Below are 19465 nucleotides of genomic sequence, written 5' to 3'. Positions count from 1 at the left end.
CAATGATAGAATGTTCTTTGTGGGTAAACAGCTCCAAAAGGACGTCTCTTTATATTATTTATTTCAAGAATACTATTGTTTTTGTATCGTAACTCCTATTTTTTTGAGGGTGCTTTTCTTGTTATTGTTCAGTGAAAAGTTCAGAAAGAAAGTAATGTTCAATTATCCATTTGAAGATATGTAATCGTGTGGTGGTAAAACAAAAACCCTTCATTACCATGTTGAATGAAGGGTTTGGTTCCTTATACAGCAGTAGTGGCATACATGATTTCTTCCTCTAAGAGTTGCTTAAAGTGACCTGCTTGTTCTTCGTTCCAGCCAAAATAATTGCGCATGTATTCCAATACAGGTTTCTTCCATTGTTTTACCCAATCAATGTGGAAGAACATCGCACCTGTACGACGAGCAAAGAAATCTACTGGATTGATAACCATCTCTTTTTCTAAACTGTAAACCAGTGATGCGAAGACAGCAGGGGGTAGATTGGCATCTACTGCTTCTTGTTGGCGATGGCTTATAATCTGGAACACTTCATCTATATTGCTGCCATACAGTTTTACAAGTTTCTCGGCTTCGATTTCGGTTAATCCTAAGGAGATACCTTGTTTTTCCTTTCGTTCCAAATAAGAAAGGAGATTTTTTGATCCGCCAACATTCCCTCCAGACAAGGTGATGTTCTTCGTTTTACTAGGACTCAATGGTTTATCAGAAATATTTTGAGCTGCGATGTCTACAACACGCTCAGCCATTTTTCGGTATCCTGTCAATTTACCACCAGCAATGGTGATGAGTCCAGACTCGGCATGAAATATCTCATCATGTCTTGATATTTCAGATGGGGCTTTTCCTTCTTCATGAATGAGCGGACGTACGCCTGCCCAACTGGATTCAATATCATCTTCTGTTAGTTGCAGGGAAGGGAACATGTGATTAGCTGCGGCGACCAAGTATTGTTGGTCTTCCCGAGTTGTTCTTGGATGGATCAGATCTGCATGGTAGTCCGTGTCCGTTGTACCGATATATGTTTTACCATCTCGTGGTATAGCAAAAACCATACGTTTATCAGGTGTATCAAAATAGATGGATTGTTGCAATGGAAACTTGGATTGATCGATAACCAAATGAATCCCTTTTGTCCAGTGAAGGGTTTTTCCTTTTTTGGAACCATCCTTTTCTCGTAACTCATCTACCCAAGGGCCGGCTGCATTAACGATTTGTTTGGCGAATACGTTTCGTTTTTCTTTGGTTAGTACATCCTCGATGACAGCGCCCTTGATTTTTCCATTTTTATAAATGAAATCTACTACTTTTGTATAATTAAAAGCAAGTGCTCCATATTCGATTGCTTTTTTTAATACTTCGATGGTTAGTCGGGCATCATCTGTACGGTATTCTACATAGTAGCCAGAACCTTTTAGTCCTTCTTTTTTCAATAAAGGTTCTTTGTTTAATGTTTCTTCTCGGTTAAGCATTTTTCGTCTTTCGGTTTTCTTCACACCTGCTAAATAATCATACAACCGAATACCAAAGGAAGTAGCGAGTTTTCCAAAAGTCCCACCTTTTACGATGGGTAAAAGCATCCACTCCGGTGTGGTGACATGGGGTGCATTTTCATATACAATGGCTCTTTCTTTGCCTACTTCAGCCACGATGCCAACTTCGAGTTGTTTCAAGTAGCGCAAACCACCATGGACTAATTTGGTAGATCGACTAGAAGTACCTGCAGCAAAATCCTGCATCTCTACCACAGCAGCTTGAAGGCCTCTGCTTTGTGCGTCCAGTGCAATTCCTGCTCCGGTGATCCCACCACCAATAATCAATACATCTAATTCGGTTTCGGTTACTTTGCTAAGTGGCGTAGTCCGATTCATTTAAATTCCTCCCTGTAAAAAAAGAAGACCACAAGCCCAACCACTGTATACAGTGTTGGGATATGCGGCCTTCTCCTCATCTGACGGTCATAATTAACTTTTTATTTAAAAACACGTGTTGCCTCTACAGCTTTTATCCATCCATCATAGTGCATATTTCTCGATTTGTCATCCATACGAGGATTAAATGTCTGATCAATATCCCAATTATCCGCGATTTCTTGTTTGTTTTTCCAGAATCCTACCGCTAGTCCAGCAAGGTAAGCAGCTCCTAATGCAGTAGTTTCTAATACAACTGGTTTTTCAACAGGTACATCTAGCATATCGCTTTGAAACTGCATGAGGAAGTTGTTGGAAGTAGCTCCACCATCCACACGCAATTTTTTCAATTGGATTCCAGAGTCTGCTTCCATCGAAGAGAAGACATCTTTGGTTTGAAATGCCAAAGATTCAAGTGTGGCACGTGTCAAGTGTGCTTTGGTAGTACCACGTGTGATGCCAAATACGGCACCTCTAGCTTCGCTATCCCAATATGGAGTTCCAAGCCCTACAAACGCAGGAACGACATATACTCCATCTGTTGAATCTACTGAAGTTGCCAATTGTTCAGAGTCTGCTGCATGTTGAACGATTCCAAGTCCATCACGCAACCACTGAATAGCTGAGCCTGCTACAAAAATACTACCTTCTAAAGCATATTCAACTTTTCCATCTATGCCCCAAGCGATCGTAGTTAACAATCCATGTTTGGATCGAACCGCTTCTTCACCAGTATTCATTAACAAGAAGCAACCTGTTCCATATGTGTTTTTCGCCATTCCTGCATCAAAACATGCTTGGCCAAAGAGGGCTGCTTGTTGGTCGCCAGCCATACCAGAGATAGGCACTTCTTCCCCAAAGAATAGAATTGGCTCGGATACAGTGTAAACCTCGGATGAAGACCGTACATCAGGCAGCATAGATTTAGGTACAGTTAAAATATCGAGTAGTTCGTCATCCCATTTTAAATCATAAATGTTATACATCAAGGTACGAGAAGCATTGGTGTAATCGGTTACATGTGTTTTGCCGCCGGATAGCTTCCAAACGAGCCAAGTATCAATGGTTCCAAAAAGGAGATCCCCATTTTCTGCTTTTTCACGTGCACCTTCTACATTGTCTAAAATCCACTTTACTTTGGTACCTGAGAAGTATGCATCAATCAAAAGGCCTGTTTTGCTTCGGAATAGGTCATCATGACCCTTTGCTTTTAATTCTTCACAAATATCCATGGTTTGCCGAGATTGCCATACGATAGCGTTATAGACAGGTAAACCGGTATTTTTATCCCATACCACAGTTGTTTCTCGTTGGTTGGTTATCCCAATGGCAGCAACTTCGCTTGCGGAGACTGGGTATTTTGCTAATACTTCGGAAATGACACTTTGTACAGATCCCCAAATTTCCATCGCATCATGTTCGACCCAACCAGCTTTCGGGAAAATCTGCGTAAATTCTTTTTGAGCTACGCCTGCAATTTGACCAGCTTTATCAAAAAGGATCGCTCTAGAGCTTGTTGTTCCTTGGTCAATCGATAAAATATATTGTTTGTTAGACATCAAGTTATCCCCCATTTGGCATTCTTTTTATGGTTATTTAAAACAATCCCATGTATAACAAAGCAGCGATAACAGCACCAATAATTGGACCAATAACAGGTATCCAAGCATATTTCCAATCAGAAGATCCTTTTCCTGCTATTGGCAAGATTGCGTGTGCAATACGAGGACCTAAATCCCTAGCAGGGTTGATGGCGTAACCAGTTGTCCCACCTAAAGACATCCCGATTGCTACGATTAAAAATGCTACAACGAGTGTTTTTAATCCATCTGCAAATACAAGACCCTTTGCTCCAAAAGCCAATAGGACAAATACAAGGAAAGCGGTACCAATAATTTCACTAAGTAAGTTGCCAAAAGTACTACGAATAGCAGGTCCTGTGGAGAATACTGCAAGTTTTGCTTCCTGATCTTCTGTTTCTTTCCAGTGAGGAAGATAATGAAGCCAAACTACTACAGCACCTAAAAATGCACCAATCATTTGGGCTAATATCATGGATGGAACTTGTGCCCAAGCTAATTTTCCAGCTACTGCAAAACCAATGGTCAGGGCAGGATTGAGGTAAGCCCCACTAATGTGTCCTACCATGTAAGCAGCAATCATGACCGCAAATCCCCAACCAAAAGTGATGACTACCCAACCTGCACCATTGGCTTTGGATTTGTTAAGTACGACACCAGCAACAACCCCACCACCAAGTATGATTAACACCATCGTTCCGATAAGCTCTGCCATAAAAATGGACATACATTGTCCTCCTTCAATTATAAAGATGATAGCAGCGGATGAGAGAAAAAGGAGACAATAAAAAATCACAAAAATTACCCCCCTTAGAAAGGGCATTTTTGTGATTCTCCTCGTCTCATCACATGGATTAACTTTTAAATGAATAGCATGTAAACGTTTACAATTAGAATAATATCCTATTTATAGACACAAATCAACTATTTTTTTAAAGTTGTATCCCAAATATCGGGATCAGAAGTCGTAACCGCAATAGCCCCAGCATCAAGAGCCAATTTGACTTCTTCTCTTGTACGAATTAATCCACCTGCTAAAAGCGGAATGTTTGTTTTGATAGCAACTTCATGAATGACATGAGGCATGATCCCCGGTAATACTTCAATGTAGTCTGGTTTAAAAGTGTCCAGTAAACGATAACTTGTTTCTAGTGCATGGGAATCTAGCAGAAATAGACGCTGGATTGCAATAAGTGATTTTTTCTTGGCTTCTTTTACAACAGGAGTTCTTGTGGAAATCAGGCCTGCTGGTTTTATGGTTTGACATAAGAATTGGGCAGCGTGTTCGTCGCTTCGTAAACCTTGAATCATGTCAGCGTGTAACAATACTTTTTTCTTGTGTTTCGTGGCTAGCGATACCAAACTTTGCAGCTGGCCAATATGGGTATCCAATAATACAACATATTCATAATTCGAAAGTAACATCTTTTCCAATTGTTTTACATTTTTAGCGGCAGGTAATATTTTTTGATTTGCGAAATGAGACATAACCATACAATCTCCTTTTTAAATAACCATTCACTTCGTGTAAGCAGATTGTAACATTACCTATGCCTAATTTCATATGATGGAGAAATGGGAAATAACAGAAGGTGACACAAGTGCGCATTCGAGCAAAAATGGAGCTTTCTCCATATGAAATAAAGCAATTAGTTGAAAAATACTATGGATATGAAATTTTGGATATACAAAAAGTAAGAGCAGTGTATAAATTAGAGACAGATCAAGGAACCGTTGCCTTCAAAAGTGCAAAAAAAATAAAAGATATTCATTTTATCGATTCGGTCATCCATCATCTTCATTCGCATGGTTTTTTGTTTGTTCCTTCGTTGAAAAAAACAAATAGGGATACACTGCTTTTAGCCTATGGACAGAATGATTATGTAGTAGAACAATGGCTTCCTTCCGATGTTCACGAAATTCATCCATATGAGCGAGATTGGCTATTCTTCGCTGGTCAAACCTTAGCCGAATTTCATTATGCAATTGCATCTTATCCTTTTCATCATGTCTCTAAAAAACGGGTTCGTCGACCGTGGGGAGAGTGGTTCGATCATAAGCTCCATCAACTAAAGTATACCCGATCAGGGAACGATACAAAGTTGAACTATTGGCTCTTGGATCGTATGAAACATGCCAAAGCACAACATTATCATTATCCTACTATTACAACACAGTTATGTCATGGCAGTTTACACCAAGAGAATATAATGATGAATTCAAATAAAAAGGTGTGGTTGATTGATTTTGAACGTCTTACCTATGATGCGATAGGCAAAGATTTGGCACAAGTGTTGATGTATCATTTTCGATTTCATCCATGGAATAAAGAAGATGTGGAACAGTTTTTAACCGGTTATCAGAATATATCTCCACTAAGGAAAGAAGATTTACACCACTTTTGTACAAGAAGTTTGATTTTAGATAGAAACATCTATGCTTTTTTAGAAGGGAAGCAAGTAGTTTTCGATGTGCAACAAGAAAAAAGAAAAGAAGCGGTACTCCGTGAAATTATTCCGTCTTACTGGGATGGATATAATTAAAGGTGTGAAAGGGTGCGGTAAGTCTTCTTTCCAACACCCGATCACTAACCTTCATGGAAATGATATGGGATTAAAAATCCTTTTTGATCTCTTCTATTTGCAACGCAATTCCTTTTTCAATATCAAAAGTTGGTTCGTAACGGAGTAACTTTTTTGCTTTCGAAATATCTGCCCATGTATGTTTAGGATCACCAGGTTGTGGGGGAAGGTAGTTTTTGAGTGCTTTTTTTCCTGTTTGTTTTTCCATTATGGTAATTACTTCGTTGACCGTGAGATGGGAAATACCACCTATATTGAATATTTCACCGCTCGAAGGCGCATGTGCTGCAAGAATATTAGCTGTGACAATATCATCTACAAAGGTAAAGTCGCGAGATTGTTCTCCATCCCCATAAATAGGAATCGGTTGCTCTGTTAAAATGCGAGTAATGATCCGATGAAAAGCCATATCTGGCCGTTGTCTCGGTCCAAAGACCGTAAAATAGCGAAGGGATTGGACAGGAAGTCCAAAGTTAATATGATAGAGCTGACACAACTGTTCAGCAGAAAGTTTGGTCACACCATAAGGAGAGATGGGATGAGGGGTATGATCCTCAATGGTTGGACCATTCATTCCTCCATAAACAGAAGAAGAGGAAGAGTAGACGATCTTATTAATGGATTTGCTTTCTTTCGCTGTTTCTAGGAGACGTTGTGTTGCCAGTATATTGTTATCTACATAAGAACGAAAATCAGCTCCCCAACTTGTACGAACACCAGGAAGAGCAGCGAGATGAAAAATGACGTTTACACCATCTAGAAGCGGAGAGATTTCTGCTGTGATGAGATCTTGTTCGAGAAAATGAAACCTAGGTTGCTGAGATAGCCAACTTAGGTTTCTTTCTTTTCTGTTTCGGTCATAATTGGAGCGAAAACAATCGATGCCAATTACAGTATGACCTTCTTTTATCAGTTGTTCTGCTAACGTAGATCCAATAAAGCCGGCGCATCCAGTAACAAGTAATTTTGCCATAAGACTCCTCTATTTCTTTTTGTTTTCGTTTGGACTTTCCCAAACAGATAAAATATCATTTGCAACCCGCTTAAATCCATATTTTTGAATAGCTAATTTTCGTCCGACTTCACTCATATGCTTTTTTAGTGCTACATCAGAGAGTATGGTCGAGATGGAAGTGGCAAAGGCTTCAGGATCTTCGGGATTTTGAACAATTAGTCCATTTTCTCTGCTCTGGATAACTTCTGGGTTTCCTCCGCGAGCAGTAGTGACAATCGGCAATCCAGCAGCCATTGCTTCATAGTGTACTCTGGCAAGTGGCTCTTGCCACAGAGAGGTACAGACGAAGATATCTCCTGCCCAAAACCATTTGTGGACTTCTTTTGGATCGACAAATCCTGTTGTTACTACAGGTACGACTGATCGTTGAGCTAAAGCATGGACATAGGCGACATAATCACTTATTCCTTCATCGCTATACCATTTGCTTCCCACTAAGACAAGTGCAATATCAGGGTGCTTTTTTTTGAGTGAATGCATCGCTAGCACTAATTTATCTACGCCTTTTTTTGCAGTTAATCTGCCTACAAATAATATTACTTTTTTGTTTTGCAATTGATGCTGGCGTCTCAGTGCCTCACGTTCTTGTTTGCGGACCATTTCAGAACTAGGAATATAGCGCTGGATATCGACACCGGAATAGATTGTTCTTAATTTCTCTTGTGCTTGAGGGTATTGCTTAGCAATCGTATTTCCAACATAATTGCTGACAGTAACGATTTTTTCCAATGATTCAATCGCTGTTGTTGCTGTTCCAAGGTCGATTTTTTCCAATAAAAACATGTCATTATGCATGCTGAGGATTAATCTGGCATGAGGTGCTACTTGTTTGATTGCAGGAACAAATTTCGGGCGATTGAAAACATGAATGAGATCATACTGTTTTGCGTTTCCTTTTAGGTACTCTACTACATGTTTTATATAGACATCTGGTAATTTCCCTGGGACTCGAACATATTGAATACCTGCTAGTGTTTGCCTATTTGGTAAGCTGGGATCATCTACACTTAAAATGCTAAGGTTGTGACGTTTACTTAATAAAGAAGAGACTCCATCAATATAGGTTTGAATTGCTCCTCCGCGAATAGAAGGGACAGGTAATTTTTCTGTGCATATCATAAGAATATTCATTTCTTTACACCCCTTCTTATTAACAAGGGATTTAACCATATTTCAATTAATCTGATGTTTTTTTTCTTGGGACTTGGTTTTGTTCCGATGCTTCGTTTTTTCTGAATTGGTTTTGTACCGAATGTTCTTTTCTTTGGAACAGGATGTTTGCCAATATGCCTTTTCCTTTTGTTCAATGGTTTTTTAGGCGTACGTAAAGGAGTTCTTCTTCTTCGATTTAATGGGGCTCTGCTTCCATGTCTTGGAATCATTTTTCTTCGTCTTCTACGAGGGATCGGCGTGCGAACCGGGGTTGTTTCTGGTGCGGATTCTGGATTTTGTATTGGATTTTCTGGTGGTGTTACTTTTGTTTGGTCTACTGGATCAAGTCTTCGGAAGCGTTTGGCTGGTGCATTTTCACGCGAGAATTTCTCCCAGTTTGGAATATTTTTACCGCCAACTTTCCACTCTTTGCTGAGTTGTTGTAAGGTAGTCCATTTGGTAGAATCTTGGTTTTCAATATTGGTCAGTAATACCTCTAATTGCTCGTTCATCAGTGTTGTTGGACTGAAAATAATTTCTTTTACATGTTTGTAAAATTCATTTGGCAACATCATATCAGTGAGGAAGACTTCAAATAATTCAGGACTGATTGGATTGGCCTGATGATAAGCTTGAATCATACTATTCATCCATTCCACATCCCAAGCTCCTTTATCTTCCATGGAGCTTGTGACCAATTTACGCAAGTCGCGAATGGGTAAATCGAAAGATACTCCATCTAAGTCGATAACCCATACTCCATTTGGTCCGAGCTGTCCATTGGAAAATCCGTAGTCTTGGTGAGCAAGTCCCCAATACTGTTCTCCTTTGGCGATTAAATCGTAATAAGGAGTTGTATTTAAGCGTTCCAAAGCTTTTATTGCTTGTCGTTCGTATTTGTCCACCATTAAATACAACATTCTGCTAGCTGGCATTTCTGGATAGGCACGAGCTAATTCTCGAAACCAATTGATTTTAGTTGCCATTTTTTCATATTGTTTGGGGTATGAATGGAGTCTGCTTGAAAATTTAGATCCAAATGGAGGATCGTACCCTTTCGAATGCTGGTGAAATTCTCCCAGTCCATAGCAAAGCATACCAAAGCCTTCAACGGTGGTCTGATCAGCAGGTGTTAAATCGATCCAATCTGTTACGATCCATAGCTTTCCGCCAGCTTCTATACAATTTTTTCCTGTTTTCGTACGGATCAGTTTTGGTACTCGAGCCCCCTGTTTTACGACATATTCTTGAGCCCCTACACTAAACAAGCTTCTTTCTGGAGTACGATGTAATACTTTTAAACTACGAAGTCCTTTATCCGTATCAATTCGCCAAATGGCACCGCCTTTGTCAGGCTTAGAGGTGATCATCTCTATACTTATAAGTTTCATGTCGTAGTGAGTTGTTACTTTTTTTGCTAGGTTGGTTAGTTCAATTGGTACATCTTCAAAATCTTGTTCGGCAGTGCCCCAAGGCTGAATGATATACTCGCTCATTCAAAGCCCTCCCACTTAAAATCTTCATTTGTTTCAAAATATGTTTGTAGGAAAGAAAAGTAAGGGCAACTATCTGTTTATCTACAAAAATAGGTGTTTTTCATTGAAATAACATAATTTTATGGATCAAATAATAGACACCAAACATATAGTAAGAGCACCAATGAAATATAGATAGATGGAGAGGCGATGTCATGAACGTTGCAGTGATTGGCATGGGCTATGTCGGAACTACCATGAGCGTTGCTTTGGGTTTAGATGGGCACCAGGTATTTGGGATAGAGAAAGATAAAAAGAAAATCCAATCTTTAGAGCAGGGGAGCCTTCCTATTTATGAGGATGGTTTAGAGGAGAAATTGCGAGAGTTATTGTTATCCAAACAAATTTCATTCTCCCAGTATATATCTGCTATAAACTCATGCAGTGTAGTGATGATTGCAGTCGGAACTCCTGCCTCCGAGGATGGTAGAGCCGATTTAACCTATGTGAAAAAAGTAGCGAGTCAAATAGGGAAACATATGAAATCGGAGAAATTGATTGTCATCAAAAGTACTGTTCCGGTGGGTACAGGGGATGTGGTCAAACAGATTATCGATCAAGAACTTAGAAGAAGAGGGGTAGATATTCCATTTGAGATTATATCAAATCCGGAATTTCTTAGAGAAGGAAGAGCATTACAAGATGCAAGAAATCCAGATAGAATCGTAATTGGATGTACTTCTTCATCTGCCAAAAAAACAATGGAAGCATTATATCAATCTCATATAGATAAACTCTATTTCACGACCGTGCGGAACAGTGAATTGATTAAGTATGCATCCAATGCCTTTTTAGCTACTAAAATTTCATTTGCTAATGAACTAGCACGGCTATCTGAAAAAGTAGGAGCAAATATTACGGATGTAACAAAGGGAATGGGAATGGACAATCGTATCGGAACGCAATTTTTACAAGCTGGTATTGGATACGGTGGTTCCTGTTTTCCAAAAGATACAGATGCTTTGCTTCAGATAGGAAAAGATGCAGGGATTGATTTTACATTGTTGCAAGCTGTAAAAAATGTGAATGATACACAAGTAAAGTGGTTTTTAAATAAAGTAGAGACGACCATAGAGGGATTAGCCAATAAAAAAATTGCTGTACTGGGTCTTACTTTCAAACCACATACAGATGACATTCGAGAATCGCCCGCTATTCGTATCTTGGATTTTCTTTTACACAAAAAAGCGAGAGTATCCGCTTATGACCCCAAAGGAATTCCAGCTATGCAGCGAATTTTTCCAGATGTAACGTATAGTGCTGACCCGTTGGAGGCAGTAGATCAGGCAAATGCAGTCATTTTAGCCACAGAATGGCCCGATATTGTGAAGATGGATTGGGATATGGCGTTGCGCAAGGTGGTTAATCCTATTTTATTTGATGGGAGAAATGTTGTAGAGTCACATTTGTTGCGTGGCTGGGATTATTATGGAGTTGGGGTGTGTGTATCATGAAAGGGGTAATTTTATGTGCAGGGAAAGGGACAAGGATGCAGCCCTTTTCTTTGACTACACCTAAAACCATGTTACCAGTTATGAATCGTCCGCTCGTTGCATATTGTCTCGAAAAATTTTATAAAGCTGGAATAGATGAGATTGCTGTTGTTGTGCATCCGGAGCAAAAGCCGCTTATCGATTATATGAGTAATTTGACTCCGAAACCAGTTATTATATATCAAACGGATCAACTTGGAATAGCTCACGCTCTTACTCTAGTAGAATCGTTCGTAAATAACGATTCTTTTGTTCTCTTGTTAGGTGATAATTTAATCAAAGAGCCTTTAGAAACATTAATTTCAGCATTTCAAGGAAATCATGGATCGATCTTACTTTCCAAAGTAGAAAATCCTAGTGACTATGGAGTAGCAGAAATTGTCGAAGATCGAGCTGTTAATATCGTAGAAAAACCTGTTAATCCGAAAAGTAATCTAGCAGTGATTGGTATGTATCATTTCTCTCCTGCTATTTTTGAGGCAGTCCGAGCAATTCGTCCTTCTTCGAGAGGAGAGTATGAAATCACAGATGCGATTCAATGGCTGATTCATCAAAATTATGCGATCTCTTATTCAATTACAGATAAACATTATACAGATGTAGGAACGATCGATCGTTGGCTAGTTGCAAACAAGTGGATGTTGGAAGATACCATGCATACATCCATTCATATTGGAAAAAATACGAAGTTGGAAAATTGCACCGTGAGAGGTCCAGTCGTAATTGGTGATCATTGTGTTCTCTCCAATTCGATCATTGGACCAAATGTCACCATAGGTAATTATGCGATACTAGAAAATTGTAAAATAACAAATAGCATCTGTTTGGATTATGCAACCATACGAGATGTAGGTAAGCCTGTGATCGATAGTGTAATTGGACAGTATGTTAGGTTAATTGGAGATCATCAAACACACGATCAAGGGGTACGATTTGTGCTAGGTGACCATTCAAGAATGTCGATATCGGAGTAAAAATACCCATCTTGGAAGAAAGATGGGTATTTTTTTCTGCAAACGGACATACTTACCCCAAATAACTAGGAGGGGATAGTATGGATCAGCAAAAAACAGAAAAACTACAAGCAGTTGGAGCAAGTAAAGAGCATGATGAAGAGCTGGCCAAAAAAGGTACACCACTAGGTGAGGCAGTAGAAGCAAATAAAGAAAAGAAGATAAAAGGGAAAAACTTCCCTGCTACCTAGATTGTGATGGGATTGCTGAAAACTCCTGATAAAATAGGAGTTTTTTGTTTTTTTAATAGAGGAGAAACATTTTTTGGGATAATATTCCTTTTTGGTAGGGGATTTATGAACAAACTGCGAATTGGTAAAGGAGTCAGTCGTATTTGGAGGTTATGGTATGAGTCCTTTTACATGGTCACCGAGGGAAAAAAAATTAGCTATTGCTCTTGTGGCAATTTTGGTTTTTGCTATTGGAGCATTACTTTGGAATCAAGACGATCTTTCGTTACAGAATACTTCTTTACCTATGTATCAGCAACAACCCCAAGTTAAACCAGTAGAAACAAAGAAACAAGCTCAAATTGCTACCATTGATGTAAAAGGAGCAATTAAAAAGCCGGGGATATATAAACTTCCCGTTCCTGTACGTCTGTATCAAGTTTTGGAAGCAGCAGGAGGAGCATCCGAACAAGCAGATACGAACCGAATGAATCTAGCTAAAATAATAGCAGATGGATCGATGATTTATATTCCAAAAAAAGGAGAAGCAATACCTTCGGAAGCCTCTCCCATTCAGACGAAAGAAGACAATAAAATTAACTTAAATACAGCTACTTTAGAGGAATTGGAAACATTAGAAGGCCTGGGACCAACAAAAGCCAAAGCGATCATTCAGTATCGTGGAGAGCATGGAGGATTTCGGTCGGTTGATGAGTTGTTACAGGTTTCTGGTATTGGGGAACGTACTTTGGAACGGATAAAAGAAAAGGTATTTGTTAGTTAGAACCTTTTAATAGAACTTTCAATTCAAATTTAATTCGTATCAAAATAAACAAACAAGGTATTCACTTTTAAAATGTTTCATAGTATGGAGGATACATATAAGGATAAAATGGTAATCGCAATCTTGGAGCCAATGGTGCTCTTGAAGGATTTCTAGTTTGTTCTTGAAAAGGTCCAAAAGGTTGTTCATGAGGTTTACGTGGCTCCAAAGGTTCGTGTGGTTCGTGTGGTTCATGTGGTACATGAGGAGCAGGATCGAACGTGATGAAAGGTCTAGACCTTAAATAGTAATGATTCATTTTACACATCCTTTGTTTTATTCCGATATCCTCAACTTATGCAAAGGCAAAGAAAAAGGCGAGGATATCTCCTTGTTTGCGATTCATAATACAAAAAAAGGCCCCTGACTAAGCAGGAGCTTTTTTGTATTAGCTTAATATTTTTTTCACCAAAGCAAGAGCTTGATCTAATTCTTCTCTTGTGATGGTCAAAGGTGGGGCAAAGCGGATGGTGTTGTCATGAGTTTCTTTGCAAAGTAATCCTTCATCCATTAATCGTTCACAGTATGGACGTGCTTTTTCATGTAGCTCCATTCCAACAAATAATCCTTTACCTCGAACTTCTTTAATCACTGGGTTTTCGATTTTTTGAAGTTCTTCTTTGAAATATGCTCCAAGCTCACGTGATTTTTTGGTTAAATCATCTTCTTCCAATACTTCAAGGGCAGCTATAGAAACAGCACAAGCAAGCGGGTTTCCTCCGAATGTGGAACCATGAGAACCGGGTTCAAATACACCCAAAATCTCTTTATCCGCAGCTACAGCAGATATTGGCATCACACCGCCACCAAGTGCTTTACCCATAATATACATATCTGGCTTGACATCTTCCCAATCACAAGCGAATAGTTGACCTGTTCTGCCAAAACCAGTTTGGATTTCATCTGCGACAAATAATACATTGTTCTCTTTACAGATAGATTGAGCAGCTTTTAAGAAACCTTCAGGAGGGATAATAATTCCAGCTTCCCCTTGGATCGGTTCTAAAATGAGAGCAGCCGTGTTTGGTGTGATAGCATTTTTGAGCGCTTCCGCATCTCCATAAGGAACTACTTTGAATCCCGGGGTCAATGGTCCAAAACCTCTTTGATAATCTGGGTTGGATGACATGGAGATGGTAGATATGGTTCTGCCATGGAAGTTATCTGCGCATACGATGATTTCAGCCTGATCTTTTGCTACCTTTTTTACATCATAAGCCCAACGACGAACAGCTTTGATAGCCGTTTCGACAGCCTCAGCACCTGTATTCATAGGCAACACCATTTCTTTGCCCGTAATTTGTGCTACTTTCTCATAGAATGGTCCAAGCGTTTCGCTGTGAAAGGCTCGAGAGGTAAGTGTAATTTTATCTGCTTGATCTTTTAGTGCTTGAATCAGACGAGGATGACGATGGCCATGATTCAGTGCAGAATATGCACTCAACATATCCATATAGCGGTTACCATCTGCATCGGTAACCCAGATACCTTCCCCTTCTACCAATACGATGGGAAGAGGATGATAATTTTTAGCCCCAAATTTATCCGTTAGATCAATAATTGATGCGTTTCTTGACATAGTTACTCCTCCTGAAAAATATTTACCAGTTCTATTTTAACGGAAACGTTTTCAAAAATGCAAAGAAATGTTTAGTTAATCATTTATTTGTATAGTATGTACAAATGGTATAGATAATTATTGATTTTATTTTAATAATAATTATCTATATGAATGAACATGCGTTATCGGTTAAGGTGAACTTGCTTTTCTGTCAGCCACAAAATATAACAGATAGGTAATGCAAATGAGAATAGAAATACAAAGGCAAAGATCTGTACGTAATGGAGAATGAAGCGTAATAGGAATCTGCTTAAGAAATGTTGATCCCAGTAGTGCAAACGATTCATTATTATTTTAGTAAAAAATGGAAGAGTGTACCTTTTGTAGAGAAACCAGTTGTGAGGTAAACATGCAACTAGATAAGCAAAGAAAATGCCTTCTATTAGCACTAGCTGATTTGCGAGTAACCAGTAGACCAAAAATGTTACAATGAGTAGAATATACGAAGTGATCCAGATTTTCTTAGGTGGCGATAAGAGTAAGGATTTCAACTTATTTGTCACTCCTACATAATAAAAATAAGCAATTGAAAGGATAGTTTAACAGTATGACAATTAAATCAGATAGATGGATTCGTAGTATGGCATTCGAACAAAAAATGATAGAGCCATTTGTAGAACGTAATGTCGGAAAAGGGGAATTTGTAAGTTTTGGTTTATCCAGTTACGGATATGATTTACGTGTTTCGGACGAGTATAAAATCTTTCATAATGCACTAAATCCAATTATTGATCCAAAGGCTATTGATGAAAAATCCTTTATTGATTATAAAGGCGAAGTTTGTATCATTCCACCAAATTCGTTTGCCTTAGCAAGATCTGTAGAATATTTTCGAATCCCTGAAAATGTATTAGCTATTTGCGTAGGGAAATCGACCTATGCACGCTGTGGGATCATTACAAATGTTACCCCGTTTGAGCCTGGCTGGGAAGGATATGTTACATTGGAAATTTCCAACACGACTCCGCTTCCTGCGAAGATATACTCACATGAAGGTTTATGCCAAGTGTTATTTCTAGAAAGTGATGAAACCTGTGAAGTATCTTATAAAGATAAGTCTGGGAAATACCAGAATCAAAATGGAATCACCCTTCCAAAAGTATAGGGAATATATGTTTGACTAAATTTTCAAAATATGGTAAATTCGCTCTAATCTGGAAATGGGAGCGAAAAGTGTGCATCGACCACTAATTAGCGTAACATGCGGTTGGATAATAGGCGAATGGCTGGCAAATCAAGTAAATAGTGTCAGTTACTTATGGATCGCTATCTTCATCCTGATAGGCGGGTGTCTCTTTTATTGTAAATACAGGAAAGGGATGCCTGTTATTTTATTATTCATTGGTTTTTCTACAGGAGCAACTTATTTTCAATTATACAACGAAGCAAATACGTCCGCTTTTTCGCGTGAACTCACCACGAGTGGAATAGGGGAAATCTCGCCCAAGCCAATCATTGATGGAAACCATGTTCGTTTTAATTTAGAGGTCAAATATATTCAAAATCAAGGATATACGAAGCAAATTCCAGGAGAGACCATCCATATAACAACAAAAGCGCAAAATCAAATAGAATTAGGTTTCGCTCGACATTGGTATTCTGGTTGCCTTATTAAGTTGCCAATGAAGTTAGAAAGACCACCTAAAGCAAGAAATCCCAGTGGATTTGATTATGCCATTTATTTGCATCGTTATGGAATTCATTGGCAAACTGAAATTCCCTCTGTCTCACAAATACAAGTTATTGGTTGTCAAAGAACCCTTTATTCCAAGATAGAAGCATTACGACAAACATTACATAATCGGCTAGATCATCTTTATACAGCGCCATTCTCTGGTATTTTACAAGCAATGTTGATAGGGGAACAAACACTGGATGTGCCTACTCAAGAAATTTTTTCTACGCTAGGTTTGATCCATGTATTATCCATATCAGGGCTTCATGTTTCTCTTCTCGTGGCAACATTGTATTTTCTTTTGCTATTATGTGGACTTTCTCGAGAAAAAAGTGCTTTGTTGATTATTTTATTTTTACCGTTCTATGCTGTTTTGACAGGGGGAAGCGGTCCTGTTATTCGCTCCGTTATCATGGCTGGTATGATGCTATTTGCTGTGATATTGAGAAAAACTTCGGATTCGGTATCTTTTTTGGCATTAGCACTTTTGCTGCAATTGATCTGGAATCCATATCAGTTGTGGGAAGCAGGATTTCAGCTTAGTTTCTTGATCACTTTGGGATTGATCTTATATGTAGAGCCGTTGTCTCATCACATCCCAGTCCCTTGGCATCGATTTCGACAGGCAATATCCGTCATGATCGTATCGCAAGTACTGTCTTTCCCCATTATTTTAGTATATTTTTATCAGTATTCTTGGCTCTCTGCTCCTATAAATTTGCTATTTGTTCCTATTTATAGTGTGGTTGTTTTGCCCCTATCCAGCTTATCTCTGGTTATTAGCTTTTTATTGATTGGCTGGGGGAAAATTTTTGCAAACATTACTTCATGGATTATGGATCTAATGGACAAATGCCTTTCTTGGATTGCTAGTTTTTCGCAAATCACGTATTCATTTTCTCCACCGAGCCTATGGTGGGTGCTCTGCTATCTTTTTATATTATGGTTTTCGTTTATCACGATTGTATCAGATCGACGTTTTGTACAACGTTTACGTTATGTGACGCTGTCTGTTCTTATCTTCCAGCTGGGAATGTTAATCTACAAAGGGGAAAAACCGGCCACTCTGATTACAATGGTGGACGTAGGGCAAGGCGACGCAATATTAGTAGAAACTGCTAAGGGAAAAACTTTTTTGATCGATGGCGGAGGAACGATGCCTAGGAAAGTAGAGCCTTGGCAAAAGCGTCGGAAAGTTTTTGAAGTTGGACGCGATGTATTGGTTCCCTATTTACGATATCGTGGAATCAATCATATTGATACAATGGTTATGACGCACGGTGATGGAGATCATATTCGAGGGCTTGATGCTGTTGCAAGACGGTTTTCGGTGGGGCAAGTGTTACATAGTGCAGCACCCCCGGCTGATCGATTTGAACAAGATTTACTTACTTCTTTCATGAAGAAACAAGTGCCCATAAAATTAGTCCGTTCCGGAGAAAGCTGGCAAATAGAAGAGGGGATACAGATCAAAGTGCTTCATCCTGCGTCGATCGTACCTTCGTCCAAACCCAACAATGGATCTATTGTTATGTTACTATCCATATATGATACAAATATTCTTTTGACAGGAGATATGGAGGAACAAGCAGAGCAGGATGTTTTATCCAAATACTCTTTCCCTCCTATTCACATTTTAAAAGTGGCTCACCATGGAAGTAATACATCAACAACAGATGCTTGGATTTCCAACATAAAACCACATCAAGCACTTATATCTGTTGGTTTACATAATCGATATGGTCATCCTAAACCAGAGGTTCTAACTCGATTACGTCAAGTAGGTGCTCGAATTTGGCGTACGGATCAACAAGGAGCGATTCTTATTCGGGTCCAACAAAATGGATATCAAATAGAAAGTAATTGGAAAGGTGATGACGAAAAGAGTGATAGATAACCTCCCTGCTGTTTCTTTATACTATGGAGTCGAGTCTTTTCTAATGGAAGAAGCATGTAATCAATTGCGTGATAACATACCTATGGATCAAAGAGATTGGAATTTACTCGTACTTGATATAGAGGATACGCCATTGGAGCAGGTGATTCAAGAAGCTGAAACTCCATCCTTTTTTGGAGGGAAGAGATTAATTTTAGCAAAGAATGCCAATTTCTTGACAACTGCTAAATCGAAAAAAGAGCAAAATCACAATATAGATGCTTGGATGGAATATTTAAAACATCCAAGTGAAAGTAGTGCTATTGTATTTACAGTGAACAATGATAAATTGGATAAGCGAAAAAAAGTAGTCAAGCAAATGGAGAAAATAGCATCTGTTACCAAATTTGATGCCTTAAAAGGACAAGCTTTACTCAAATGGGTAACGGAACGCTTCCGAGCACTTCAAGTAAAAGTGTCGCGCGATGTTTGCATTGTTTTCATTCAAGTAGTTGGTAACGATCTACGGCTGTTGGATAAAGAATGTCAGAAACTAGCTCTATATGTAGGAGTAAAAGGCGTTGTAACGATGGAGATCATGGATCAACTTATTCCTCGAACCTTAGAGAGTAATGTGTTTCAATTAACCCAAAAGTTAGCGGAAAATAAAATTGCAGAAGTATGGCAGATATGGGAAGACTTACTGACTCAAAAAGAGGAGCCTGTACGCGTTCTCGCACTGATGATAAGACAGTTTCGTCTGTTATATCAAACCAAAATTCTCTCGCAGCGAGGGATGGGGGCAAGTGAAATGGCGAAAATGCTTGGCATGCATCCTTACCCAGTAAAACTAGCAGTTACAAACGCAGGAGCTTTTTCCGTGGATCAATTAAAAAAATATTTATCGCTGGCAGTTGCAGCGGATCAAGATATCAAGTCTGGGAAAATAGAAAAAGTGATGGCAGTAGAACAAATATTTTTAGAGATTCATCGAAAATCAGCATAAAGAAAGGTGTCTCA

General features: G+C 38.9%; 17 protein-coding genes. 8 read left to right on the top strand and 9 right to left on the bottom strand.

Features of this window, described 5'->3' with window-relative positions; all coding sequences use genetic code 11:
* Window positions 1-242: 242 nt before the first annotated feature.
* The 4 genes from A3GQ_RS0106040 to A3GQ_RS0106025 form a co-directional block, all read right to left on the bottom strand.
* Window positions 243-1871 (bottom strand): glycerol-3-phosphate dehydrogenase/oxidase, encoded by a 1629-nt coding sequence (locus tag A3GQ_RS0106040; protein WP_028776281.1) that lies wholly within the window; start codon window positions 1869-1871, stop codon window positions 243-245.
* Between the two features lie 101 nt (window positions 1872-1972).
* On the bottom strand, window positions 1973-3469 hold the full coding sequence (gene glpK, locus A3GQ_RS0106035) for a glycerol kinase GlpK (protein ID WP_037464196.1): 1497 nt from the start codon (window positions 3467-3469) through the stop codon (window positions 1973-1975).
* Window positions 3470-3506: 37 nt separating this feature from the next.
* Window positions 3507-4217, bottom strand: coding sequence for an MIP/aquaporin family protein (locus A3GQ_RS0106030; RefSeq protein WP_028776279.1), 711 nt, complete (start codon window positions 4215-4217; stop codon window positions 3507-3509).
* Between the two features lie 197 nt (window positions 4218-4414).
* Window positions 4415-4978, bottom strand: a complete 564-nt coding sequence (locus A3GQ_RS0106025; protein WP_037464193.1) for a glycerol-3-phosphate responsive antiterminator — start codon at window positions 4976-4978, stop codon at window positions 4415-4417.
* A gap of 113 nt (window positions 4979-5091) precedes the next feature.
* Here A3GQ_RS0106025 and A3GQ_RS0106020 point away from each other — a divergent pair, with 113 nt between their 5' ends.
* Window positions 5092-6033 carry a phosphotransferase gene (locus A3GQ_RS0106020; protein WP_028776277.1) on the top strand — a complete coding sequence of 314 codons (942 nt, stop codon included), beginning with the start codon at window positions 5092-5094 and terminating at the stop codon, window positions 6031-6033.
* A 70-nt stretch (window positions 6034-6103) separates the two neighbouring features.
* On the opposite strand, the gene A3GQ_RS0106015 is transcribed toward A3GQ_RS0106020, so the two are convergent.
* The 3 genes from A3GQ_RS0106015 to A3GQ_RS23570 are packed head-to-tail and all read right to left on the bottom strand — an operon-like array spanning window position 6104 to window position 9735.
* Window positions 6104-7045 (bottom strand): NAD-dependent epimerase/dehydratase family protein, encoded by a 942-nt coding sequence (locus A3GQ_RS0106015; protein WP_028776276.1) that lies wholly within the window; start codon window positions 7043-7045, stop codon window positions 6104-6106.
* Window positions 7046-7054: 9 nt separating this feature from the next.
* The gene (locus A3GQ_RS23575; RefSeq protein ID WP_037464188.1) at window positions 7055-8218 is read right to left on the bottom strand and encodes a glycosyltransferase family 4 protein; all 1164 of its coding nucleotides are present in this window, start codon (window positions 8216-8218) and stop codon (window positions 7055-7057) included.
* Entirely contained in the window at window positions 8215-9735 is a 1521-nt protein-coding gene (locus tag A3GQ_RS23570; protein ID WP_051271281.1) for a CotS family spore coat protein, read from the bottom strand. The genes A3GQ_RS23575 and A3GQ_RS23570 overlap by 4 nt, the downstream gene beginning before the upstream one ends.
* Window positions 9736-9929: 194 nt before the next feature.
* Between A3GQ_RS23570 and A3GQ_RS0106000 the strand changes: the two genes are divergently transcribed.
* From A3GQ_RS0106000 to A3GQ_RS0105985, 4 genes are all read left to right on the top strand, one after another.
* Window positions 9930-11228 carry a UDP-glucose dehydrogenase family protein gene (locus A3GQ_RS0106000; RefSeq protein ID WP_028776275.1) on the top strand — a complete coding sequence of 433 codons (1299 nt, stop codon included), beginning with the start codon at window positions 9930-9932 and terminating at the stop codon, window positions 11226-11228.
* Entirely contained in the window at window positions 11225-12241 is a 1017-nt protein-coding gene (locus A3GQ_RS0105995; protein WP_028776274.1) for a sugar phosphate nucleotidyltransferase, read from the top strand. Before A3GQ_RS0106000 ends, A3GQ_RS0105995 begins: the two co-directional genes overlap by 4 nt.
* An 80-nt stretch (window positions 12242-12321) precedes the next feature.
* Window positions 12322-12471 carry a hypothetical protein gene (locus tag A3GQ_RS26725; RefSeq protein WP_156877571.1) on the top strand — a complete coding sequence of 50 codons (150 nt, stop codon included), beginning with the start codon at window positions 12322-12324 and terminating at the stop codon, window positions 12469-12471.
* 157 nt (window positions 12472-12628) lie between these two features.
* A complete protein-coding gene (locus A3GQ_RS0105985) occupies window positions 12629-13234 on the top strand; it encodes a ComEA family DNA-binding protein (RefSeq protein WP_051271278.1) in 606 nt (201 codons plus the stop codon).
* 67 nt (window positions 13235-13301) lie between these two features.
* Here the strand turns inward: A3GQ_RS0105985 and A3GQ_RS0105980 are convergent, their stop codons facing one another.
* Together A3GQ_RS0105980 and A3GQ_RS0105970 are read right to left on the bottom strand one after the other, a co-directional pair.
* On the bottom strand, window positions 13302-13532 hold the full coding sequence (locus tag A3GQ_RS0105980) for a hypothetical protein (protein ID WP_028776272.1): 231 nt from the start codon (window positions 13530-13532) through the stop codon (window positions 13302-13304).
* Between the two features lie 129 nt (window positions 13533-13661).
* Window positions 13662-14852, bottom strand: a complete 1191-nt coding sequence (locus tag A3GQ_RS0105970; protein ID WP_028776271.1) for an ornithine--oxo-acid transaminase — start codon at window positions 14850-14852, stop codon at window positions 13662-13664.
* Window positions 14853-15441: 589 nt separating this feature from the next.
* Between A3GQ_RS0105970 and dcd the strand changes: the two genes are divergently transcribed.
* The 3 genes from dcd (at window position 15442) to holA (ending at window position 19451) form a co-directional block, all read left to right on the top strand.
* Entirely contained in the window at window positions 15442-15999 is a 558-nt protein-coding gene (dcd, locus tag A3GQ_RS0105965; protein ID WP_028776270.1) for a dCTP deaminase, read from the top strand.
* 70 nt (window positions 16000-16069) lie between these two features.
* A complete protein-coding gene (locus A3GQ_RS0105960; RefSeq protein WP_169818254.1) occupies window positions 16070-18466 on the top strand; it encodes a DNA internalization-related competence protein ComEC/Rec2 in 2397 nt (798 codons plus the stop codon).
* Entirely contained in the window at window positions 18456-19451 is a 996-nt protein-coding gene (gene holA, locus A3GQ_RS0105955) for a DNA polymerase III subunit delta (protein WP_028776268.1), read from the top strand. Before A3GQ_RS0105960 ends, holA begins: the two co-directional genes overlap by 11 nt.
* Window positions 19452-19465 lie beyond the last annotated feature (14 nt).

Origin of the sequence: Shimazuella kribbensis DSM 45090 (assembly GCF_000428065.1) — a bacterium.
Taxonomy (GTDB): Bacteria; Bacillota; Bacilli; order Thermoactinomycetales; family Thermoactinomycetaceae; genus Shimazuella; species Shimazuella kribbensis.
Note: the sequence above shows the minus strand (reverse complement) of the source record. Positions and strands in the feature narration are given on the sequence as shown.